Source organism: Kluyvera ascorbata ATCC 33433, from assembly GCF_000735365.1.
Taxonomy (GTDB): Bacteria; Pseudomonadota; Gammaproteobacteria; order Enterobacterales; family Enterobacteriaceae; genus Kluyvera; species Kluyvera ascorbata.
This window is the reverse complement of sequence record NZ_JMPL01000019.1, coordinates 31,083-54,395: the sequence shown is the minus strand read 5'-3', so window position 1 is coordinate 54,395 and position 23,313 is coordinate 31,083. Positions and strand designations below refer to the sequence as shown.

Annotated in this window: 21 protein-coding genes; 10 read left to right on the top strand and 11 right to left on the bottom strand. The window is 54.0% G+C overall.

The window, feature by feature from the left end; translation table 11 throughout:
* From GKAS_RS07495 to pdhR, 3 genes are all read right to left on the bottom strand, one after another.
* Positions 1 to 370 (bottom strand): biotin/lipoyl-containing protein (locus tag GKAS_RS07495; RefSeq protein WP_035893077.1); only part of this gene is annotated, 370 nt, incomplete at its 3' end.
* 14 nt (positions 371 to 384) lie between these two features.
* Positions 385 to 3,048: a pyruvate dehydrogenase (acetyl-transferring), homodimeric type gene (aceE, locus tag GKAS_RS07490; RefSeq protein ID WP_035893076.1), complete on the bottom strand. Its 2,664-nt coding sequence runs from the start codon at positions 3,046 to 3,048 to the stop codon at positions 385 to 387.
* A gap of 155 nt (positions 3,049 to 3,203) precedes the next feature.
* Entirely contained in the window at positions 3,204 to 3,968 is a 765-nt protein-coding gene (gene pdhR, locus GKAS_RS07485; protein ID WP_035893074.1) for a pyruvate dehydrogenase complex transcriptional repressor PdhR, read from the bottom strand.
* Between the two features lie 537 nt (positions 3,969 to 4,505).
* Between pdhR and aroP the strand changes: the two genes are divergently transcribed.
* The 3 genes from aroP to GKAS_RS07470 all read left to right on the top strand — a co-directional run bounded on the left by aroP (position 4,506) and on the right by GKAS_RS07470 (position 8,480).
* Positions 4,506 to 5,873 carry an aromatic amino acid transporter AroP gene (gene aroP, locus GKAS_RS07480; protein ID WP_035893073.1) on the top strand — a complete coding sequence of 456 codons (1,368 nt, stop codon included), beginning with the start codon at positions 4,506 to 4,508 and terminating at the stop codon, positions 5,871 to 5,873.
* Positions 5,874 to 6,120: 247 nt separating this feature from the next.
* Positions 6,121 to 7,530, top strand: coding sequence for a glycoside-pentoside-hexuronide (GPH):cation symporter (locus GKAS_RS07475; protein WP_035893072.1), 1,410 nt, complete (start codon positions 6,121 to 6,123; stop codon positions 7,528 to 7,530).
* Entirely contained in the window at positions 7,530 to 8,480 is a 951-nt protein-coding gene (locus GKAS_RS07470; protein ID WP_035893071.1) for a glycoside hydrolase family 43 protein, read from the top strand. Before GKAS_RS07475 ends, GKAS_RS07470 begins: the two co-directional genes overlap by 1 nt.
* 81 nt (positions 8,481 to 8,561) lie before the next feature.
* Here GKAS_RS07470 and ampE read toward each other — a convergent pair whose 3' ends face one another.
* Together ampE and ampD are read right to left on the bottom strand one after the other, a co-directional pair.
* A complete protein-coding gene (ampE, locus tag GKAS_RS07465; protein WP_035893070.1) occupies positions 8,562 to 9,416 on the bottom strand; it encodes a beta-lactamase regulator AmpE in 855 nt (284 codons plus the stop codon).
* Positions 9,413 to 9,973, bottom strand: coding sequence for a 1,6-anhydro-N-acetylmuramyl-L-alanine amidase AmpD (gene ampD / locus GKAS_RS07460; protein ID WP_035893068.1), 561 nt, complete (start codon positions 9,971 to 9,973; stop codon positions 9,413 to 9,415). The genes ampE and ampD overlap by 4 nt, the downstream gene beginning before the upstream one ends.
* 98 nt (positions 9,974 to 10,071) lie before the next feature.
* Here ampD and nadC point away from each other — a divergent pair, with 98 nt between their 5' ends.
* The 4 genes from nadC (at position 10,072) to hofC (ending at position 14,176) form a co-directional block, all read left to right on the top strand.
* Positions 10,072 to 10,965, top strand: a complete 894-nt coding sequence (gene nadC / locus GKAS_RS07455; protein WP_035893066.1) for a carboxylating nicotinate-nucleotide diphosphorylase — start codon at positions 10,072 to 10,074, stop codon at positions 10,963 to 10,965.
* A 178-nt stretch (positions 10,966 to 11,143) separates the two neighbouring features.
* On the top strand, positions 11,144 to 11,581 hold the full coding sequence (gene ppdD / locus GKAS_RS07450) for a prepilin peptidase-dependent pilin (protein WP_035893064.1): 438 nt from the start codon (positions 11,144 to 11,146) through the stop codon (positions 11,579 to 11,581).
* Between the two features lie 14 nt (positions 11,582 to 11,595).
* Positions 11,596 to 12,981: a type II secretion system protein GspE gene (gspE, locus tag GKAS_RS07445; RefSeq protein ID WP_035893062.1), complete on the top strand. Its 1,386-nt coding sequence runs from the start codon at positions 11,596 to 11,598 to the stop codon at positions 12,979 to 12,981.
* Positions 12,974 to 14,176 carry a protein transport protein HofC gene (gene hofC / locus GKAS_RS07440; protein ID WP_035893060.1) on the top strand — a complete coding sequence of 401 codons (1,203 nt, stop codon included), beginning with the start codon at positions 12,974 to 12,976 and terminating at the stop codon, positions 14,174 to 14,176. Before gspE ends, hofC begins: the two co-directional genes overlap by 8 nt.
* A 31-nt stretch (positions 14,177 to 14,207) precedes the next feature.
* Here the strand turns inward: hofC and GKAS_RS07435 are convergent, their stop codons facing one another.
* The gene (locus tag GKAS_RS07435) at positions 14,208 to 15,251 is read right to left on the bottom strand and encodes a GMP reductase (protein WP_035893058.1); all 1,044 of its coding nucleotides are present in this window, start codon (positions 15,249 to 15,251) and stop codon (positions 14,208 to 14,210) included.
* Between the two features lie 225 nt (positions 15,252 to 15,476).
* Here GKAS_RS07435 and coaE point away from each other — a divergent pair, with 225 nt between their 5' ends.
* From coaE to yacG, 3 genes are read left to right on the top strand one after another with little or no spacing between them, the layout of a single operon-like run.
* The gene (gene coaE, locus GKAS_RS07430) at positions 15,477 to 16,097 is read left to right on the top strand and encodes a dephospho-CoA kinase (RefSeq protein ID WP_035893056.1); all 621 of its coding nucleotides are present in this window, start codon (positions 15,477 to 15,479) and stop codon (positions 16,095 to 16,097) included.
* A complete protein-coding gene (gene zapD, locus GKAS_RS07425; RefSeq protein WP_035893054.1) occupies positions 16,097 to 16,840 on the top strand; it encodes a cell division protein ZapD in 744 nt (247 codons plus the stop codon). Before coaE ends, zapD begins: the two co-directional genes overlap by 1 nt.
* A gap of 9 nt (positions 16,841 to 16,849) precedes the next feature.
* Positions 16,850 to 17,044 (top strand): DNA gyrase inhibitor YacG, encoded by a 195-nt coding sequence (gene yacG, locus GKAS_RS07420; protein WP_035893052.1) that lies wholly within the window; start codon positions 16,850 to 16,852, stop codon positions 17,042 to 17,044.
* A gap of 83 nt (positions 17,045 to 17,127) precedes the next feature.
* On the opposite strand, the gene mutT is transcribed toward yacG, so the two are convergent.
* From mutT to ftsZ, 5 genes are all read right to left on the bottom strand, one after another.
* Positions 17,128 to 17,517, bottom strand: coding sequence for an 8-oxo-dGTP diphosphatase MutT (gene mutT / locus GKAS_RS07415; protein WP_035893051.1), 390 nt, complete (start codon positions 17,515 to 17,517; stop codon positions 17,128 to 17,130).
* Between the two features lie 59 nt (positions 17,518 to 17,576).
* Complete coding sequence (gene secA / locus GKAS_RS07410; RefSeq protein ID WP_035893049.1) at positions 17,577 to 20,282, bottom strand: preprotein translocase subunit SecA; 2,706 nt, start codon at positions 20,280 to 20,282, stop codon at positions 17,577 to 17,579.
* Between the two features lie 64 nt (positions 20,283 to 20,346).
* Entirely contained in the window at positions 20,347 to 20,853 is a 507-nt protein-coding gene (gene secM, locus GKAS_RS07405; RefSeq protein WP_072011365.1) for a secA translation cis-regulator SecM, read from the bottom strand.
* A 261-nt stretch (positions 20,854 to 21,114) separates the two neighbouring features.
* Positions 21,115 to 22,032 carry a UDP-3-O-acyl-N-acetylglucosamine deacetylase gene (gene lpxC, locus GKAS_RS07400; RefSeq protein WP_035893045.1) on the bottom strand — a complete coding sequence of 306 codons (918 nt, stop codon included), beginning with the start codon at positions 22,030 to 22,032 and terminating at the stop codon, positions 21,115 to 21,117.
* Positions 22,033 to 22,132: 100 nt separating this feature from the next.
* The gene (gene ftsZ / locus GKAS_RS07395) at positions 22,133 to 23,284 is read right to left on the bottom strand and encodes a cell division protein FtsZ (protein WP_035893043.1); all 1,152 of its coding nucleotides are present in this window, start codon (positions 23,282 to 23,284) and stop codon (positions 22,133 to 22,135) included.
* Between the last annotated feature and the right edge of the window lie 29 nt (positions 23,285 to 23,313).

Genomic DNA, 23,313 nt, shown 5'->3' with positions numbered 1-23,313 from the left:
GAATCTCGGTCACTTCAACTTCGTCACCGCCGATGTCTGGAACGTGTACGTCTTTTGCCGCTGCAGCAGCAGGTGCTGCCGCTGGAGCCGCTTCTTTCTTCTCTTCTGCCTTAGCAGGTGCAGCTGCTGCTGCACCGTCGGCGGAATCGAAAATCATGATCAGTTTGCCGGTCTCAGTTTTGTCGCCAACAGAGACTTTGATCTCTTTAACGATGCCAGCCTGAGGAGACGGAACTTCCATAGAGGCTTTGTCGCCTTCTACGGTGATCAGCGACTGTTCAGCTTCAACTTTGTCGCCTACTTTGACCAGGATCTCGGTGATTTCAACTTCATCAGCCCCGATGTCCGGTACATTGATTTCGATAGCCATTATTCTTTTACCTCTTACGCCAGACGCGGGTTAACTTTTTCTGCATCGATGTTGAATTTGGTAATTGCTTCCGCAACCACTTTCTTATCGATTTCGCCACGTTTAGCCAGTTCGCCCAGTGCCGCTACTACCACGTAAGAAGCATCAACTTCGAAGTGGTGACGCAGGTTTTCACGGCTGTCTGAGCGGCCAAAGCCGTCGGTACCCAGTACGCGGTAATCATCAGCCGGTACATAAGTACGAACCTGCTCAGCAAACAGTTTCATATAGTCGGTGGAGGCTACCGCTGGCGCGTCGTTCATCACCTGAGCGATGTAAGGCACGCGTGGGGTTTCCATTGGGTGCAGCATGTTCCAACGCTCACAGTCCTGACCATCACGCGCCAGTTCAGTGAAGGAAGTTACGCTGTACACATCGGAGCCAACGCCGTAGTCATTCGCCAGGATCTGCGCTGCTTCACGTACGTGACGCAGGATAGAACCGGAGCCCAGCAGCTGAACTTTACCTTTGCTACCTTCGATGGTTTCGAGTTTGTAGATACCTTTACGGATACCTTCCTCGGCACCTGCTGGCATTGCCGGCATGTGGTAGTTTTCGTTCAGCGTGGTGATGTAGTAGTAAACGTTCTCTTGTTTCTCACCGTACATGCGCTCCAGACCATCGTGCATGATGACCGCCACTTCGTACGCGTAAGATGGATCGTAAGAGATACAGTTCGGGATAGTCAGAGACTGAATATGGCTGTGACCATCTTCGTGCTGCAGACCTTCACCGTTCAGCGTCGTACGACCGGAAGTACCACCTACCAGGAAGCCGCGAGCCTGCTGGTCGCCAGCCTGCCAGCACAGGTCACCGATACGCTGGAACCCGAACATGGAGTAGTAGATGTAGAACGGAATCATCGGCAGGTTGTTGGTGCTGTAAGAGGTCGCAGCCGCCAGCCAGGATGCGCCAGCACCCAGTTCGTTGATACCTTCCTGCAGAATCTGGCCTTTCTCGTCTTCTTTGTAGTATGCAACCTGCTCGCGGTCCTGCGGGGTGTACTGCTGACCGTTCGGGCTGTAGATACCAATCTGACGGAACAGACCTTCCATACCAAAGGTACGCGCTTCATCGGCGATGATCGGCACGAGGCGGTCTTTGATGGATTTGTTCTTCAGCATCACGTTCAGAGCACGTACGAACGCGATAGTGGTAGAGATCTCTTTGTTCTGCTCTTCCAGCAGCGGGCCGAAATCTTCCAGGGTCGGCAGCTCCAGCTTCTCATCGAAGTTAGGCTGACGGCTTGGCAGGTAGCCGTGCAGTTTTTCACGCTGGGCGTGCAGATAGGTGTGTTCTTCAGAACCTTCTGGGAAGGTAATGTAAGACAGTTTTTCAACCTGCTCGTCGGTAACAGGAACGTTGAAACGGTCGCGGATATAGCGCACGCCGTCCATGTTCATTTTCTTAACCTGGTGAGCGATGTTTTTACCTTCAGCGGTGTCACCCATGCCGTAACCTTTAATGGTATGGGCGAGGATTACGGTTGCTTTGCCTTTGGTTTCCTGCGCTTTTTTCAGTGCAGCGTAGACTTTCTTCGGATCGTGACCACCACGGTTCAGGGCCCAGATCTGCTCGTCAGTCCAGTCGGCAACCAGCGCTGCGGTTTCTGGATATTTACCGAAGAAGTGCTCACGTACGTAAGCGCCGTCTTTGGATTTGAAGGTCTGGTAGTCGCCGTCAACGGTTTCGTTCATCAGCTGGATCAGTTTACCGCTGGTGTCTTTACGCAGCAGCTCATCCCAACGACCGCCCCAGATAACCTTGATAACGTTCCAGCCAGCACCCGCGAAGATACCTTCCAGTTCGTTAATGATTTTGCCATTACCGGTAACCGGGCCATCAAGGCGCTGCAGGTTACAGTTGATAACGAAGACCAGGTTGTCCAGTTTTTCACGGGTCGCGATGGTGATAGCACCCTTAGATTCTGGCTCATCCATCTCGCCGTCGCCCAGGAAGGCGTAAACGGTTTGTTTGGAGGTGTCTTTCAGACCACGGTGTTCCAGATATTTCAGGAATTTAGCCTGGTAGATAGCACCGATAGGACCCAGACCCATAGATACGGTCGGGAACTGCCAGAAGGTTGGCATCAGTTTCGGGTGCGGGTAAGAAGACAGACCTTTACCGTGAACTTCCTGACGGAAGTTGTTCATCTGCTCTTCGGTCAGACGGCCTTCCAGGAACGCACGTGCGTAGACGCCCGGAGAGATGTGACCCTGGAAGTAAACCAGATCGCCGCCATCCTGCTCGTTGCGCGCACGGAAGAAGTGGTTGAAGCACACTTCGTAGAAGGTCGCAGAAGACTGGAAGGAAGCCATGTGGCCGCCCAGCTCGAGGTCTTTTTTAGACGCACGCAGCACGGTCATGATGGCGTTCCAGCGGATAGCAGAACGAATACGACGCTCCAGCTCCAGATTACCCGGGTATTCCGGTTCATCTTCAACGGCAATAGTGTTGACGTAACCGCTAGCACCTGCACCCGCAGCTACCTGAACGCCACCTTTGCGGGCTTCAGAAAGCAGTTGGTCGATAAGATACTGAGCACGCTCAACACCTTCTTCACGGATGACCGATTCGATCGCCTGTTGCCAGTCGCGAGTTTCGATCGGATCCACGTCATTGAGTAAACGTTCTGACATGGGTTATTCCTTATCTATCTAGTACGTTGATTTGTCTGGAACCTGTCCCATTGTGTTTTCGTAGGAAAGCACAATAAGACAGGTTCTGCGTTTAGTTGCCGCGCGCTAATGGCGCATTTCCACATTTCCCGGTCGAACGACTGCCGGAAAAAATATTAATCCTTTCGCTGCTGGAGACGACGTAACGAGCGCTCACGGCGGCTCTGTTCACGGCTTCTATCCAGCAAAATCTCTTCGATGAAGGCCAGGTGGCGGTGTGATGCTTCACGCGCCTGCTCGGGCTCGCCTGCCATGATCGCTTCAAAGATGCTTGTACGGTGGTCGCTGACCAGTGGGAGCATCTCCCGACGGGCATATAGCAACTCAAAGTTCTGGCGAACGTTTTGCGCCAGCATAGGCTCCATACACCGTAGCAGATGCAGCAGTACTACGTTGTGGGCGGCTTCGGTGACCGCAATTTGATACTGGACGACGGCGTCAGATTCAGCGTCGAGGTCGCCCGACTGCTGAGCCCGTTCGATGGCCTGATGCAGCTCGCGAATGCGTACGCGATCTTCATCAGTGCTGCGCAGTGCCGCGTAATAAGCCGCGATACCTTCAAGCGCGTGACGGGTCTCAAGCAGATCAAATTGGGATTCAGGGTGATCGGACAGAAGCTCAACCAGCGGGTCGCTGAAGCTCTGCCATAGGCTGCTTTGAACAAAAGTCCCGCCGCCCTGGCGACGAAGCAGGAGCCCTTTGGCTTCGAGGCGCTGGATAGCCTCACGCAGCGAAGGGCGAGAAACGTCGAACTGTTTCGCCAGTTCACGTTCAGGTGGAAGTTTTTCGCCGGGGCGTAATGTCCCCTCAAGGATCAAAAACTCCAACTGCTGCTCAATCACATCGGATAGTTTTGGTTGGCGGATTTTGCTGTAGGCCATTGTTCCCTGTCTCTGCCATTAGCCCGGAGTCAATTGGTCTTACCAATTTCAAGTTCGTAGCGCTAAAGTAACAAAGTATTCACCTTATGTCCATACAGGTTTTGATTGAAATCAGTAAACCCGGCACTTTTTAACAACATTACAGAAATGATGTTTCAGAAATGTAACTTTGCACAAAAAATAACTTTACCCATAAAGAAGTACAGTTAACTAAATAAAAACAAAAATACGCAAACTGAACCGTTTCAATAAACCAATAAATGAATATTAATTCATTAAAATACAATAAATACTCATAAAGTAGTCGATGTAATACTTGCAGGCCATCGTGACAGCTGTCGGCTTTTTATCCAACCCGTCATCATCCCTTCATAAAGCAGGTGCATTCCGCCGCGCTTACCACTATTCTGCTGATGACGAAAGAGCCTTACCTCTTTTTAAGAAATGCTTTTCGTAAACATAACAATACAGAAAACGGAATTTCTTAAGTACATACGCAAACAGCGTCACAATAATAACCACACACGAGGTTTCACAATGGAAGGTCAACAGCAAGGCACACAGCTCAAGCGCGGCCTTAAGAACCGCCATATACAGCTGATCGCTCTGGGCGGCGCTATCGGCACAGGCCTGTTTCTCGGCAGCGCCTCCGTTATCCAATCGGCGGGTCCAGGTATTATTCTGGGTTACGCTATCGCGGGCTTTATTGCTTTTATGATCATGCGCCAGCTTGGCGAAATGGTGGTTGAAGAGCCGGTCGCCGGCTCATTCAGCCACTTTGCCTATAAATACTGGGGCAATTTCGCCGGTTTCGCATCGGGCTGGAACTACTGGGTGCTGTACGTACTGGTTGCCATGGCGGAACTGACCGCCGTGGGGAAATACATCCAGTTCTGGTGGCCTGAGATCCCAACCTGGGTATCGGCGGCGGTCTTCTTTATTGCTATCAACCTCATCAACCTGAGCAATGTAAAAGTGTTCGGTGAGATGGAGTTCTGGTTCGCCATTATTAAAGTGGTTGCCGTTATCGCCATGATCCTGTTCGGCGCGTGGCTGCTGTTTAGCGGCACCGCAGGCCCGCAGGCTACCGTACGCAACCTGTGGGAACAGGGCGGCTTCCTGCCTCACGGCTGGATGGGGCTGGTGATGATGATGGCAATCATCATGTTCTCCTTCGGCGGACTTGAGCTGGTCGGCATTACCGCAGCAGAAGCGGATAACCCAGAGCAGAGCATTCCAAAAGCCACCAACCAGGTTATCTACCGTATTCTGATTTTCTATGTGGGCTCACTGGCGGTGCTGCTCTCTCTGATGCCGTGGACCCGCGTCACCGCCGACGTCAGTCCGTTCGTGCTTATCTTCCATGAACTGGGTGACTCGTTCGTGGCGAATGCCCTGAACATCGTGGTGCTGGCCGCAGCGCTGTCCGTGTACAACAGCTGCGTATACTGCAACAGCCGCATGCTGTTCGGCCTGGCGCAGCAGGGTAACGCCCCGAAAGCGCTGCTGAGCGTGGATAAACGTGGCGTACCGGTGAACACCATTCTGGTTTCCGCCGTTGTCACCGCCCTGTGCGTCTTGATCAACTACCTGGCACCAGAGTCCGCGTTCGGCCTGCTGATGGCGCTGGTCGTCTCCGCGCTGGTCATTAACTGGGCGATGATTAGCCTGGCCCACATGAAGTTCCGTAAAGCCAAACAGCAGCAGGGCGTGACCACTCGTTTCCCGGCGCTGTTCTATCCGTTAGGGAACTGGATTTGCCTGATCTTCATGGCCGCCGTTCTGGTCATCATGGTGATGACTCCGGGTATGGCTATCTCGGTATGGCTGATTCCGGTGTGGATCATCATTCTGGGCATCGGCTTTATGTTTAAACAGAAAAGCGCCAAAACCGCAAAAGCCTGATACTCGCGGTAGCCCGGCCGAACGAAGTGACGCCGGGACGACCCCGCAGTCGCGCTATCGCACCTCGTCCGGGCGACTCAATTATGCACAGGCCTCTCCATACGGAGAGGCCTTCTTCCTTGATGTTACCTGCTTCACACTTTCCTCCGCGCAGCAATATTATCCATATCAACAACGTTATCCTGCTACGCATATATCTCTTCCGCAGCCAATAATCTTCTCCATACACCTCAAGAGAGATCTGGCGATGAACTCAAGTAAACTGTCAGTTAAAGAGAAGATTGGTTATGGCATGGGTGACGCGGGATGTAACATCATCTTCGGCGCTATCATGCTGTTCGTTAACTACTTTTATACCGATATTTTTGGTTTGGCCCCGGCATTGGTCGGCGTGTTGTTACTGTCTATTCGCGTGATCGATGCCGTCACCGACCCAATTATGGGCGCAATGGCCGACCGTACGCGCAGTAAATACGGTCGCTTTCGTCCATGGCTGCTGTGGATAGCCTTCCCCTATGCGCTGTTCAGCGTGCTGATGTTCACCACGCCAGAATGGAGCTATAGCAGCAAAGTTATCTATGCCTTTGTCACCTATTTCCTGCTCTCGATCACCTATACCGCCATCAACATCCCTTACTGCTCGCTCGGTAGCGTTATCACCAACGACCCGAAAGAGCGCGTGGCCTGCCAATCCTACCGCTTCGTGCTGGTCGGCATTGCCACCCTGCTGCTGTCGCTGACTCTGCTGCCAATGGCCGACTGGTTCGGTGGCGCGGATAAAGCCAAAGGCTACCAGATGGCGATGACCGTTCTGGCATTCATCGGCATGTGCATGTTCCTGTTCTGCTTTGCCACCGTGCGTGAACGCGTACGCCCGGCGGTACAGACCAACGATGAACTGAAGCAAGATTTAAAAGACGTCTGGAAAAACGACCAGTGGGTTCGCATTCTGCTGCTGACGCTGTGCAACGTCTGCCCGGGCTTCATTCGCATGGCCGCAACTATGTACTACGTTACCTGGGTCATGGGTGAAAGCACCCACTTCGCCACTATCTTCATTAGCCTTGGCGTCGTGGGCATGATGATCGGCAGCATGCTGGCAAAAGTCCTGACCGACCGCTGGTGCAAACTGCAGGTCTTCTTCTGGACTAACATCGCGCTGGCAATTTTCTCCATCGCGTTCTACTTCTTCGACCCACACGCCACCATGTTGATTGTGGTGCTCTACTTCCTGCTGAACGTGCTGCACCAGATCCCCTCCCCGCTGCACTGGTCGCTGATGGCGGACGTGGACGACTACGGCGAGTGGAAAACGGGTAAACGTATTACCGGTATCAGCTTCTCCGGGAACCTGTTCTTCCTGAAAGTGGGCCTGGCCGTCGCGGGCGCAATGGTCGGCTTCCTGCTCTCCTGGTACGGTTATGATGCCGGTGCAAAAGCGCAGAGTGACACCACAATCAACGGAATTATGCTGCTGTTTACCGTTATTCCAGGCGTAGGTTATCTCATCACTGCGGGCGTTGTACGCCTGCTGAAAGTCGACCGTACGCTGATGAAACAGATTCAGGAAGATCTGGAAAAACGCCGCACTAACTATCGCGAACTGAATGAATACCAGCAAGAATTGAAAACGACCGAACACGTAAGGAAAGCCTGATGAAGAATTGGCCGAATCCCTTTATTGAGCAGCGCGCAGACCCTTTTATCCTGCGCCATCAGGGAGAGTATTACTTTATTGCCTCCGTACCGGAATATGACCGACTGGAGATTCGCCGCGCCGATAGTCTGGATGGGCTGCGAACGGCGACGCCTGTCGTTGTCTGGCGCAAACCAGAGACCGGGCCGATGAGCAACCTCATCTGGGCTCCCGAGCTGCACGCTATCAACGGCAAATGGTACATCTACTTCGCCGCAGCGCACACTCAGGCGCTTGATAAGCTGGGAATGTTCCAGCACCGCATGTTCGCGCTGGAATGTAGCGATGCCGATCCGTTAACCGGCACATGGGTAGAGAAAGGACAGGTCAAGACGCCGTTTGATACCTTCTGTCTGGATGCCACCACTTTTCAGCACCAGGGCAAACAGTGGTATCTCTGGGCGCAAAAATCACCGGACATCACCGGTAACTCCAATCTCTACCTGGCCGAACTAGAAAACCCGTGGACCATTAAAGGCGAGCCGGTACTACTTAGTAAGCCGGAGTTTGACTGGGAGTGTCGGGGTTTTCTGGTCAACGAAGGCCCCGCCGTGCTGGTCCACGATGATCGACTCTTTATCAGCTATTCCGCCAGCGCGACCGACGAAAACTACTGCATGGGCCTGCTGTGGATTGATAAAGATGCCGACATAACGAAGCCTACCAACTGGCATAAATCCCCGCAGCCGGTCTTCACCACCAGCTACGAGAATCGCCAGTATGGGCCGGGGCATAACAGCTTTACGCAAACCCCTCTTGGGGAAGATGTGCTGGTCTATCACGCGAGGAATTATACGGAGATTGAAGGCGACCCGCTGTACGACCCGAATCGCCATACGCGCCTGAAGACGGTGCGCTGGAAAGAAGATGGGATGCCTGACTTCGGTATTCCACCGGCAGATACCCAGTAAGTCTTTCTCGCCCGCAGTGACCTGCGGGCATTTTTTGTAGCCCGGACGAGACGTTTACGTCGACTCCGGGAAGGCACTCAACTACACCAACGTCCCATAAATCGTCAGCAGCGCCATCACTACCACCACCGCATACGACGTCTTCTTCGCCATCGACACCGCCGCCTTTGGCGTTGCTACCTTATCCACATGCGGCTCGCGCGCGAGCGAATACTGCGCCAGATGGGTCAGCACCTGATACTGCGAAGAATGGCGGTCGCCGAGCGAGGCAAACCATGCGGGAAGCGCTTTTTCACCGTGACCAACCAGCGCGTAAACCACACCCACCAGACGAACCGGTATCCAGTCCACCACGTGTAGAATGGCATCAATACCCGACTGCAAACGCTGGTGCGGCGTCTGATAACGCGCCAGCCAGGACTGCCAGGAACGTAAGAATGCGTATCCAATCAGCGCCACCGGCCCCCATGAGCCGCCCACCACAAACCAGAAAAGCGGGGCCAGATAGTAGCGGTAGTTAATCCACAGCAGCGCGTTTTGCAGCTCGCGCAAGAACTCACGTTCATCGCAGCCCGCCGGTACGCCGTGGATCATCGTCAACTCACTGGCCATCGCCTCACGTGCATGGGCGTCATCACGGGATGCCGCTTTGAGATACGCGTGGTAATGCATCCGCACGCGACCCGCGCCAATACACAGCAGACCTAGCGCAATCCAGAACAATAATAATGGAACGTTAAACAGCACGCCTTCCAGCGCACGCTGGATAATTCCCACAATCACCATCGCAACGATGGTCATCACCAGCGTTCCTGCCATGGAATAGTGTTTCACGCGCCGGAACAGCGTCTCCAGACGGTGATCGAGCTGCCAGTGCTCGCCAAGCTTAAACAGCCGCTCCGCAAATAAAACCAGAAGCGTGGTAAACAGCGTCATGTCATCTCCTTATTCGACGGGGTGACCAGTGCGCGAAAACGGGCCCAGTCAAACGCCGGGCCGGGGTCAGTTTTACGCACAGGCGCAATATCACAGTGGCCGGTCATATTATCGGCAATCGCGGGATACTCGCGAATCAGCAGCTGGGTTAACGCCGCCAACTGCTGGTACTGTTCATCGGTATAGGCCAACGTATCGGTGCCTTCAAGCTCAATACCGATAGAAAAATCATTGCAGCGCTCGCGGCCATGATAGGAAGAGACTCCAGCATGCCAGGCGCGCTTATCAAAAGGAACGTACTGCACAATTTCGCCATCACGGCGAATCAGACAGTGGGCAGAAACGCGCAAATGGGCGATTTCAGCAAAGAATGGATCGGCATCTGGGTCAATCGTGCCGGTAAACAGCGCGTCTATCCACGGGCCGCCAAACTGGCCAGGTGGCAGACTAATATTATGCACAACCAGCAATGAAGGTGCTTCATCCTCCGGGCGACCATCATGGTGTGGGGATGGCACGTGCCGAACGCCCACCAGCCAGCCCTTATCTAACTGCATTGAGGATCTCCTTATAAATGGCTTATATGTGGTTATGCTAGACGGTTCAGAGTAGCATGTTTCAAACTTTCGCATCGTTACCAATTTGGAGCTTTATTATGCCGCCTCGCCGTTATAACTCAGACCATCGACGTGACGCGCTACTTGAACGTATCAACCTCGATATTCCCAACGCGGTCGCCCAAGCGCTGCGCGAAGATTTAGGAGGAGAAGTTGATGCCCATAATGATATTACCGCACAACTGCTGCCAGAAAACAGCCATTCTCACGCCGTCGTTATCACCCGTGAAGACGGCGTATTTTGCGGCAAACGCTGGGTGGAAGAGGTCTTCATTCAGCTGGCCGGCGATGACGTGACGCTCACCTGGCACGTCGCCGACGGCGACGCGGTGAAAGCCGACCAACCGCTGTTTGAAATCGACGGTCCTTCCCGTGTTCTGCTGACCGGTGAACGCACCGCGCTGAATTTCGTGCAAACGCTCTCCGGCGTAGCCAGTGAAGTCCGCAAATATGTCGAACTGCTGGAAGGTACCCACACCCAACTGCTGGATACCCGTAAAACGCTTCCGGGCCTGCGTACCGCGCTGAAATATGCGGTGCTGTGCGGCGGCGGTGCAAATCACCGACTGGGACTCTCCGATGCTTTCCTGATTAAGGAAAACCATATTATTGCCTCTGGCTCCGTACGTCAGGCGGTGGAAAAAGCCTTCTGGCTGCACCCGGATGTGCCGGTAGAAGTTGAAGTGGAAAGCATTCAGGAACTCACTGAAGCGCTGAAGGCCGGAGCGGATATCATCATGCTTGATAACTTTGACACCGAGCAGATGCGCGAAGCGGTGAAAATGACGCAGGGTCAGGCGCAGCTGGAGGTCTCCGGCAACGTCACCTTTGATACCATCCGCGAATTTGCCGAAACCGGCGTGGACTATATCTCCGTTGGTGCGCTGACCAAGCACGTCCGCGCCCTCGACCTCTCTATGCGTTTTCGCTAAATCCTTTCAAATGCCCTCCTCCGCGAGGGCATTTTTTCGAGTCTGATTCCAGTTCCACGCCATTTCACTGCAACGCCATCAAAAAGCGTGGAATACGCCTTCCTGTCTCTATTTTCATGCCTCGAACGCCCTTCAGGGTTCTGACACAGTAGCCCCAGGATTCAACAAGGGGCATATCATGGAAAAACAAAAGGGCTTCACGCTTATCGAACTGATGGTGGTTATCGGCATTATCGCCATTCTCAGCGCTATTGGCATACCGGCCTATCAGAACTACCTACGCAAAGCCGCACTCACCGACATGCTGCAAACCTTTGTTCCCTATCGCACGGCAGTCGAACTCTGCGCGCTCGACCACGGCGGCGTAGATAACTGCGATGCAGGTAGCAACGGCATCCCTTCCCCCACGACGACTCGCTATGTGTCGGGGATGAACATTGCCAAAGGAACGGTCTCCCTCACCGGGCAGGAAAGTCTTAACGGGCTAAGCGTCACGCTGGTTCCTGGATGGGATAACGCCAACGGCATTACCGGCTGGCAGCGAACCTGCGATATCCAGAATGACAGCGCACTGCAGCAAGCATGTGAAGATGTCTTCCGTTTTGACGTGCAATAGCCGGAGACGCCACGATGAAGCAAGAACAGTTATCAACGCTGTGCCAACGTCATCATGCTGTGCTGTTAAGTAACGACAAGGGGGAACTGAACATCGCCGTCGTCGGAGCGCCAGCGAGCGAGCTTCTGGAAGCGCTACGCTTTGCGACCCAAAAGCGGGTTGATATTGAGTGCTGGGACCAGGAACGAATGGATAAGTATCTGGAACAAAGCGCGCGAAAAGTGACTTACCCCGTACGCGAAGAGAATCACAGCGCGGTTGAACGGCTCGACCAGTTACTTAAACAAGCCCTCTCGCAGCGGGCGTCCGATATCCATTTTGAGCCAACGGAACACTATCTGCGTATTCGCTTACGCGTGGATGGCGTACTGCATGCGCTTCCAACGATACCGCTATCGCTGATGACACCGCTTATTGCACGACTGAAAGTACTTGGTCAGTTAGATATTGCCGAGCGCCGCCTCCCTCAGGATGGACAATTTACGGTAGACATCGCCGGGAAGTCGCTCTCTTTTCGTATCTCAACGCTACCCTGTCGCTACGGTGAAAAAGTGGTCCTGCGTCTGCTGCATAAGGTTGAACAGGCGCTGGATCTACAGCGCCTCGGATTATCGCCCACGGCTCTGAACCAACTGCAAACCGCCCTGAATCAGCCGCAGGGTTTACTCCTGGTGACCGGGCCAACGGGCAGTGGGAAAACCGTCACCCTCTATAGCGCTTTGCAAACCCGCAACCATCCCGAGGTGAATATCTGCAGCGTGGAAGACCCTATCGAAATTCCATTAGAGGGTCTCAACCAGACTCAGGTCAGCGCCAGGAGTGGGTTGACGCTCCAGAGTATTCTGCGCTCTCTCTTACGCCAGGACCCGGATATTGTCATGGTTGGCGAAATCCGCGACGGCGAAACGGCTGAGATTGCTATCAAAGCGGCGCAAACCGGGCATCTTGTGCTCTCAACATTGCATACCAACTCAACGGTAGAAACCGTTGTCCGGCTCGAGCAAATGGGCGTCGCACGCTGGATGGTCTCTTCAGCGCTAATCATGGTTATCGCACAGCGGCTGGTGCGTAAGCTATGTCCTCACTGCCGTCAGAAAACGATGGGCGAGCCAATGTTCCCCGCCTCATTGTGGCCACGTCCATTACCCCACTGGAAGACACCCGGTTGCCCGCGCTGCTACCACGGTTACCAGGGGCGGCTTGCACTGTTTGAAGTTCTGCCTGTCACGACGCCCATTCGTCAGGCCATCGCAAATGGGAGATCCCCATCAGACATCATGCAGCACGCCAGGCTTGCTGGAATGAACACCCTCTTTGAAAGCGGCTGCCTGGCCGTCGAACAGGGATTAACGACCCAGGAAGAGCTCGTCCGCGTACTTGGAATACCGAAAGATGAGTGAGCAACTCTGGTACTGGAACGGCTTAACGGCTGAAGGAGAAACCCTCAGCGGCACGCTTTGGGCCACGCATCGGCCCGCGGCCTTGATAGTCTTAGAGCGCCAGCACCTCACCATCACTACGCTAAAACACCGCACGGTCAATACTGCATTATGGCAGGCGCAGCACAGCTGCGCGGTTATCAGCCAACTGGCCACGTTACTGCAAGCAGGGCTCCCTCTTGCGGAGGGGCTGGCTTTGCTCGCCGAACAGCACCCGGCTGCGCAATGGCGCGCGCTGTTAGGTACGCTTGCCGAGCGACTCGCACAGGGCATTTCGCTATCAGAAGGTCTACAGCAGTGGCCTCAGGCATTTCCCCCACTCTATCTGGCCATGATTCGCACCGGCGAAATCACCGGTAAACTAGAGCACTGCTGCTTTGAGCTCGCCCGCCAGCAGAAAGCTGAGCTTCTGCTAAGAGCAAAAGTAAAAAAGGCCCTACGCTACCCGCTGGTTATTTTGACGTTGGCGATAGTGGTTGTCATGGCGATGGTCGGCTTCGTCCTGCCCGAATTTACCGCTATCTATCGCACTTTTAACACCCCGCTTCCCACCCTGACTCTCGCCGTCATGGCAACGGCTGGGTTTATTGAACAGTGGTTTTTACTGCTGTTAGCATTCTTACTGGTGCCTGTATGCGTGAGCATAGCGCTGCGTCATTACTCTCCCTGGCAATATACGCGTCAGAAGATACTCTTATCGCTGCCGGTACTGGGCACGCTTGTACACCGACAAAGACTCAGCCAAATCTTTACCGTGCTGACGCTCACACAACGCGCCGGTATTGCTTTCCTGCAAGGGCTGGAAACCGTTGAAGAGACGCTAAGCTGCCCGTGGTGGCGAAAAATGGTGGTGAATATTCATCAGGATATCGCGCAAGGTAGCGCTATCTGGCAGGCCATGGCAAACAGCCGCGCCTTTACACCTTTGTGCATACAGCTGGTGAGAACGGGTGAGGCTTCTGGCGCACTGGACAACATGCTGGAGAATCTGGCCCGCCACCATCATGAGCATACGCAGAATTTAGCCGAGAATTTGACCGCGCTGCTGGAGCCTGTGCTGTTGATTGTGACCGGGGTGATTATTGGAACGCTGGTCGTCGCAATGTACCTGCCCATCTTTCATCTAGGCGATGCCATCAGCGGCGGGATGGGATAACGCTGGCGCAGGGTGCGCCAGCGAGAGCGAATTACAGGCTGTTGAACACGCGGTTCTCTTGTTCCTGTACGCGGATAAAGGTCGTGCGTTTGGTCAGTTCTTTTAAGCGCGATGCCCCAACGTAGGTGCAGGCAGAACGCAGGCCGCCAAGGATATCGCGCGCGGTGTTATCAACCGGTCCGCGCAACGGCAGCTTAACGGTTTTGCCTTCGGCCGCACGGTACTGCGCAACGCCGCCAACGTGACGCTTCATCGCGGACTCAGAGCTCATACCGTAGAACAGCATGAATTTTTCGCCGTTTTCTTCTACCACGGTACCGCCGCTCTCATCGTGACCGGCCAGCATACCGCCAAGCATGACGAAGTCTGCACCGCCGCCGAAAGCTTTCGCCACGTCGCCCGGCATGGTGCAGCCGCCGTCGCTGACGATCTGGCCGCCAAGGCCATGGGCCGCATCGGCACATTCGATAACCGCTGAAAGCTGCGGATAGCCCACACCGGTTTTCACGCGAGTAGTACAAACGGAGCCAGGGCCGATACCCACTTTCACGATATCTGCACCTGACAGAATCAGCTCTTCACACATTTCGCCCGTCACTACGTTGCCTGCGCAGATAGTTTTGGTCGGCCAGGCTTCACGCGCTTTTGCCACGAACTGAACGAAGTGCTCGGAGTAACCATTCGCAACATCAATGCAGACGAAGTTGAGTGATGGGTGCAGTTTCAGGATCTGCTGAGTTTTTTCAAAATCGGCATCGGAAGTCCCGGTCGATACCATCACGTGACGGAGCACCTCTTCAGACTCAGCCTGAACAAACGCACTCCACTGTTCAACGCTGTAGTGCTTGTGCACGGCGGTGAGGATATCGAAAGAGGCCAGTGCTTTTGCCATTCCGAAGGTGCCTACGGAGTCCATATTCGCAGCAATGATCGGCACGCCAGACCAGCGTTGTCCTGAATGTTTAAAGGTGAATTCGCGTTCCAGTTCAACATCGGAACGGCTTTTAAGTGTAGAGCGTTTAGGGCGGATAAGAACGTCTTTGAAACCTAACTTCAGATCTTCTTCGATACGCATGTGCGAATTCCTGGGGTTAATGGCAATTAAATTGAGAGCACAACTCCAGTAATGCAATCATACGCACTAATCAGGTCTTCGCAAGACTGCGAATTTCAGTTTTTTTAAGCTACAATCCCATAAATTTACCTGGCGAATAGTACCTTGCAACATTCATGCATGTGTATATGTCCGCTTGTTTTTTAATCATTTGATTTTCATAGTAAAAACTCAGGGTTAAGCGGTATGACTTACACAGTAGCGTTAACGGGCGGCATCGGTAGCGGCAAGAGCACGGTCGCAGATGCATTTTTTCGCCTGGGTATTAACGTTATTGATGCTGATATTCTCGCCCGCCAGGTAGTCGAACCCGGTACGCCGGCGCTGTCTGCCATTGCCGAACATTTCGGCGTATCTATCCTGAACGAGGACGGCACGCTAAACCGCCGCGTACTGCGCGAACATATTTTCGCCCATCCCGCTGAAAAAGCCTGGCTCAACGCCCTATTACATCCCCTCATCCAGCAAGAAACGCAGCGCCAGCTACAGCAGGCTACCTCGCCTTATGTGCTCTGGGTTGTTCCTCTGCTGGTAGAGAATAGGCTCTATGAGCGAGCCAATCGCGTGCTGGTCGTTGATGTATCACGCGAAACCCAGCTTCTTCGAACCATGCAGCGCGACCAGGTGTCACGCGAGCATGCGGAAAATATCCTTGCTGCCCAGGCCACTCGCGAAGCGCGTCTGGCGGTAGCTGATGACGTTATTAATAACAACGGCGCACCAGATGCCATTGCATCGGATGTCGCCCGCCTTCACGCGCTCTATCTGGAGCTCGCGGCGCAGGCTGTATCACAGGAAAAATCGTAATGCACACCCACATCCTTTTTGAGCATCCCCTGAATGAAAAAATGCGTACCTGGCTGCGTATTGAATTTCTGACGGAGCAATTGAATGTCAATTTACCTATCAGGGATCACGCCAGCGCGCTGCACTTTTTTCGCAATGTAGGGGATTTACTGGATGTGTTTGAGCGCGGTGATATTCGCACCGAACTACTCAAAGAGCTGGAACGCCAGCAGAGAAAACTCAATGCCTGGAGCGACGTTGAAGGCGTAGACCAAACCCGCATTGACGCGTTACGCCAGCAGTTAAAAAACAGCAGCAGCATCCTGATGGCCGCACCGCGCGTTGGGCAATTCCTGCGTGAAGACCGCCTGATTGCGCTGGTTCGTCAGCGTCTGAGCATTCCCGGCGGCTGCTGCAGCTTCGATCTGCCTACGCTGCATATCTGGCTGCACTCAAAGCAACATCAGCGCGATGCGCAGGTTGATGCCTGGCTGGAAAGCCTGGCGCCGCTGATCCAGGCGCTGTCGCTGATCCTCGATCTGGTGCGTAATTCCGCACAGTTCCGCAAACAAACCAGCCTCAACGGTTTCTATCAGGATAACGGCGAAGATGCCGATCTGCTGCGTCTGAAGCTTGAACTTACTTCACAGCTGTATCCGCAGATCTCCGGGCACAAGAGTCGCTTTGCCATCCGCTTTATGCCGCTGGATAGCGAGCACGGCCTCGTGCCAGAGCGCCTGGATTTTGAACTGGCCTGCTGCTAAGGAGAGAAGATGTCTGACGTTACAACTGTAAACTGCCCAACCTGCAACAAACCGGTTATCTGGGGCGAACAGAGCCCGTATCGCCCGTTCTGCTCCAAGCGCTGCCAGCTGATTGATCTCGGCGAATGGGCTGCGGAAGAGAAACGCATTCCCAGCAGCGGCGACCTCTCCGAGAGCGACGACTGGAGCGAAGAGCAGCAATAACCCAAAGGTAGCCCGGCCGAGCGCAGCGACGCCGGGAACTTCCACATAGCCACCGCTAACGCCCCTCGTCCGGGCTACAAATCTTACCCTGCAATCAGCTTTTCAATTACCGGTACGTTCGCCGGCGGAAATTCATCTGCCACTAAATCCCGTTGCGCCACCCAGCGTCCCGGCTGCCCTTCTTTACCCCACGGCTCACCTTCCCAGCCGTCTACCATCCAGAACCACAGCGTGATATGACGGTCAGGGAACTGATATTCCAGCTTATCAAACTGATGCAGGGACGTGGCAGCGATACCGACCTCTTCCTGCAGCTCGCGGATCACCGCCTCCTCGGGCGTTTCACCTGCTTCAATTTTACCGCCGGGGAACTCCCATTTATGGGCCATATGCGAGTCGGCAGCGCGCTGGGTAATGTAGATCTCACCGTCAGCATTGCGAATGATGCCAACGGATATTTGCAGTATTTTCATGTTGTCTTATCCATAAAAAAGGCGCAGTAATCTGCGCCTTTTGTCTTCTTATCGTGCCCTTAGCTCAGACGGCCGTGGCACTGTTTGTATTTTTTACCTGAACCACAAGGGCACGGATCGTTACGACCCACTTTACGGTCGCCGGTTTGTGCGGCCAGATCTTCTGCAACCGCTTCGTCATCGCTCTTATGGCTCAGCTGCTGCATCTGCGCCAGACGCTCAGCTTCCTGACGACGCTGCTGCTCCATCTCTTCGACTTCTTCCGGCATACGTACCTGAACCTTGCTCAGGGTGCTGATCACTTCATACTTCAGTGACTCCAGCATTGCAGCAAACATAGCGAAGGATTCGCGCTTGTATTCCTGTTTTGGATCTTTCTGCGCATAGCCACGCAGGTGGATACCCTGACGCAGGTAGTCCATTGCCGCCAGGTGCTCTTTCCACAGGGAATCGAGCGTCTGCAGCATCACGCCTTTCTCAAAGTGGCGCATCATTTCGGTGCCAACCACTTCTTCTTTACGCTGATAAACTTCTACAGCACTTGCCAGGATGCGCTCACGCAGCGTCTCTTCGTGCAGCTCAGGCTCTTTGTCCAGCCACTCGGAGATAGGCAGGTCGAGGTCGAAGTCGTTTTTCAGACGTTCCTGCAGGCCTGGGATATCCCACATTTCTTCCAGAGACTGTGGCGGAATGTGCGCGTCAATCGTCGCTTTGAAGACGTCTTCACGGATGCTGTTGATGGTTTCGCTAACATCAGACACGTCCAGCAGCTCGTTACGCTGGGTGTAGATAGCGCGGCGCTGGTCGTTGGCAACGTCATCATATTCCAGCAGCTGCTTACGAATATCGAAGTTGCGGCTTTCTACTTTGCGCTGTGCGTTGGCAATCGCTTTAGTCACCCACGGGTGTTCGATAGCTTCGCCCGGCTTCATACCCAGCTTACGCATCATGCCGGACACGCGGTCGGAGGCAAAGATACGCATCAGGGCATCTTCCATAGACAGGTAGAAACGGGAAGAACCCGCGTCACCCTGACGACCGGAACGGCCACGCAGCTGGTTATCGATACGACGAGATTCGTGACGTTCGGTACCAATGATGTGCAGACCGCCAGCCGCCAGAACGGCGTCGTGACGAACCTGCCAATCGGCTTTGATCTGAGCAATTTGTTCTGGGGTTGGATCTTCCAGCTGCGCGACCTCTGCCTGCCAGCTACCGCCCAGCATAATATCGGTACCACGACCTGCCATGTTGGTGGCGATGGTCACGGCAGAAGGGTAACCCGCCTGCGCAACGATATCCGCTTCGCTAGCGTGGAACTTAGCGTTCAGCACGTTATGCTTGATACCCGCTTTGGTCAGCTCATGGGAAACCACTTCAGATTTTTCGATAGAGATAGTACCGACCAGCACCGGTTGGCCTGCAGCAGTACGCTCTTTAATATCTTCGATGATCGCCTGAATTTTTTCCGCTTCGGTCATGTAGACCAGATCCGGCATATCTTTACGGATCATCGGACGGTTAGTTGGCACCACCACGGTATCCAGCTTGTAGATGGAGCTGAATTCGAAGGCTTCGGTGTCCGCCGTACCGGTCATACCGGCCAGTTTTTCGTACAGACGGAAGTAGTTCTGGAAGGTGATAGATGCCAGGGTCTGGTTTTCGTTCTGGATCTCAACGCCTTCTTTCGCTTCAACGGCCTGGTGCAGACCATCGGACCAGCGACGCCCCTGCATGGTACGACCGGTATGTTCATCGACGATGATAACTTCGCCATCTTTAACGATGTAGTCAACGTCGCGGGTGAACAGCACGTGGGCGCGCAGGGCAGCCGTCACGTGGTGCATCAGCATAATGTTGCCCGGAGAGTACAGCGACTCGCCCTCATCCATAATGCCTTCATTCACCAGCAGCTCTTCAATCAGTACCAGACCACGTTCGGTCAGGTTCACCTGGCGGGATTTTTCATCAACGGAGAAGTGACCTTCACCCTGGAAGGTGTCGGAATCTTCCTTTTCCTGGCGCACCAGGTGAGGAATGATTTTGTTCACTTTCTTATACATTTCGGAGCTGTCTTCCGCCGGACCGGAGATGATAAGCGGCGTACGCGCTTCATCGATCAGGATGGAGTCAACTTCATCGACCAGCGCATAGTGCAGCTTACGCTGTACACGTTCTTCCGGGCTGAATGCCATGTTGTCGCGCAGGTAGTCAAAACCGTACTCGTTGTTGGTACCGTAGGTGATATCCGCGTTATAGGCTTCACGCTTAGCAGGAGCCGGCAGGCCAGACATGTTGATACCCACGGTCATGCCGAGGAATTCGAACAGCGGGCGGTTGTTTTCGGCGTCACGCTGGGCCAGATAGTCGTTGACGGTAACCACGTGTACGCCTTTACCGGACAGCGCGTTCAGGTAAGCCGGCAGCGTTGCGGTCAGGGTTTTACCTTCACCGGTACGCATTTCCGCGATGCAGCGGTCGTTCAGTACCATACCGCCGAGCAGCTGTACGTCAAAGTGACGCATGCCGAATACGCGCTTACTCGCTTCACGGACAACGGCGAACGCTTCCGGGATCAGGCTTTCAACGGACTCACCTTTTTCAATGCGCGCGCGGAACTCGTTGGTTTTCGCTTTCAGCTCGTCGTCGGAGAGTTTTTCCATCTCCGGTTCCATCGCATTGATGATGCCTACAGCTTTACGCATACGGCGCAGGGTACGGTCGTTACGACTACCAAAAACTTTGGTCAATAATTTGATTAACATAATAAAATCTCAAACGCCCCGACATTTCGGAGTCAGAAAAATAAAGGATATAAAGCGGTTATTTTTAGACGAGGCGCTGCGGCCCGGCGCGGATGCCCTGCACCTGGCTTATCCAGGCTGGGATGCTAAAAGCGTGAGGGGGTAAAGCAGGTAAAATGACAGCCTGGGCGATCACCGCTGGCGGCTGGCTTTCAACGTTCAGTAACGCATTTAGCGTGTCGAGCAGAGCCAGATGCTGTGCGGCCTGAAGCGGCGACGCAGGCTCGGCAACCGGTGACGCGGTAGGCGCCATGGCAAAAGAGAGGTGGCGAATAACCGTGCGAATGGCATGTTGATGCCAGTAGTCCACGCTGAATGAAGGGCGGCGGTTGTTCTCAAGACGCGCCAGCTGCGTGAAATCAATTTTCTGCGACGGATGATGGTTGCTGCTCGTCTCGCGGGCCGGAGAGGCAGGCTCAGTATTACTTGCAAGCGCAGGCAGGCCAAAACCAGCAGCAACCATCCCCAACAGGAGATGCGGCCAGAAGTAGCGTCTACCAAACTGTCGCCAACGCGTCAGCATTCCACTCACGTAATATTCCACCTTCGGTTTAAGTACCGTTATTCTATTTTCGCGCCAAGATATTACCATTAATGCAGCGTTGCAGCAGCAGGAATGACGAAATCATCACCGAAAAACGGGTTAAGAAAGCAGCGGTTGCACAGGAATGCGATCTTTACAAAGACACTGATGGCGGGAAAGTAGAATCTTGAGCGCTAAAAAGAAAAAACGACTGGTTCCCTGACCGGAGAGAGTGCCAGGTTGCCAGTCGAATTTACGCGATGGTCAGGCTTATGCCAGAACCATTGACGGTGCTTTGAACGCCATCGGCAGTTCTGCGTCGTCCTGGAAGGTCACAAATTCCCAAGCTTCCTGTTTTGCCAGGACCGCCTGCAGAAGTTTGTTGTTCAGCGCATGACCGGATTTATACGCGGTAAATGCACCAATAATGTTGTGACCACACATGAACAGGTCGCCGATTGCATCCAGCATTTTGTGACGAACGAATTCATCTTCAAAACGCAGGCCGTCTTCGTTCAGTACGCGATAATCGTCAACAACGATGGCACAATCGAAGCTGCCGCCCAAGGCCAGGCCACGGGACTGCAGATATTCGATATCACGCATGAAGCCGAAAGTACGAGCACGGCTAATCTGTCGCATGAACGCGTCTGCGGAGAAGTTCATGGCATAACGCTGCGTGCTGGCATCAATAGCCGGATGGTTAAAGTCGATGGTAAAGTCCAACGAGAAACCATTGTACGGTTTGAATTCAGCCCACTTATCGCCATCTTCCACGCGAACGGTGTCTTTAATACGGACGAATTTCTTCGCGCAGTTCAGTTCATCGATGCCGGCATCCAGCAACAGATAAACGAATGGCGCAGCACTACCGTCCATGATCGGGATTTCTGGTGCATCGACTTCAACAATGATGTTGTCGATACCCAGGCCCGCCAGCGCGGCGTTGAGGTGCTCTACGGTAGAAATCCGCACGTCATGCTCGTTGACCAGGCAAGTACAGAGCATAGTATCACGCACAGATTTGGCATCAGCCGGGAAATCTACCGGAGGATTCAAGTCAGTGCGACGATAGATGACCCCGGTATTTGCCGGCGCAGGGCGTAACGTCAGTGTGACCTTTTTGCCGGTGTGTAAACCGACGCCAGTCGCCTGAACGATACGTTTAAGAGTCCTTTGTTTGATCATCGTATAATCTCGCCAAATTAACTATCCAACCGAAGTGTATATCACATTCGGTGGGCCAGTTTAGCACAAAGAGCGCAGATTCCCAACTTCCAGCTAATTCTTAGTCAGCTTGCTTACGCAGGAAGGCTGGGATATCCAGGTAATCCGGTTCTTTGGTGGTCTGCGGCGTATTGTCGTTTACCACTTTAGCAGCCGGTTTCTGTTCTTGCGTCAGCGGCGCCATACCATGCTGCTGATAGCGATCCAGCGCAGGTTGCTGCGTCTGCTTGTTGGTCACCAGGGTGATCTCAGGACGCTTATCCATGCCGATACCGGTCGCAACCACGGTAACACGCAGTTCGTCGTTCATATCCGGGTCAAGGGAAGTACCGATAACCACGGTCGCGTTATCCGAAGCAAACGCACGGATAGTATTACCCACGGTTTCGAACTCATCCAGACGCAGGTCGAAGCCCGCGGTGATGTTGACCAGAACGCCACGTGCGCCGGACAGGTCGATATCTTCCAGCAGCGGAGAAGAGATAGCCATTTCAGCCGCTTCTTCCGCACGGTCTTCACCGCTTGCTACGCCGGAGCCCATCATCGCATAGCCCATTTCGGACATCACGGTACGGACGTCCGCGAAGTCGACGTTCATCAGACCAGGACGGGTGATAAGCTCTGCGATACCCTGTACTGCGCCTTTCAGAACATCGTTCGCCGCGCCAAACGCGTCGAGCAGGGAGATACCGCGACCCAGTACTTTCAGCAGCTTGTCGTTCGGAATGGTGATCAGGGAGTCCACGTGCTTGGACAGTTCGGTGATACCCTGCTCCGCAAATGCCATACGCTTCTTGCCTTCAAAGTTGAAAGGCTTAGTCACGACAGCGACGGTCAGGATACCTAAATCTTTAGCCACTTCAGCAACCACTGGCGCTGCACCGGTACCGGTACCGCCGCCCATGCCTGCTGCGATAAATACCATGTCTGCACCGTCTAACGCAGCACGCAGTGCTTCACGGTCTTCATCAGCCGCGTTGCGACCGACTTCCGGGTTTGCCCCAGCGCCCAGACCTTTGGTGATACCGCTACCGATCTGGATAGTCTGGCCAACCGCCGTTTTACGCAGTGCCTGCGCATCGGTGTTAACAGCAAAAAACTCTACACCTTCAATGCGCTCGCGCACCATGTGTTCAACGGCATTACCGCCGCCGCCACCGACGCCGATGACTTTAATCACCGCGTCGTTGGTCAGTTCCATAGGTTCAAACATAGTTTCTCTCCGTTTTGTGCCTGTCGCCC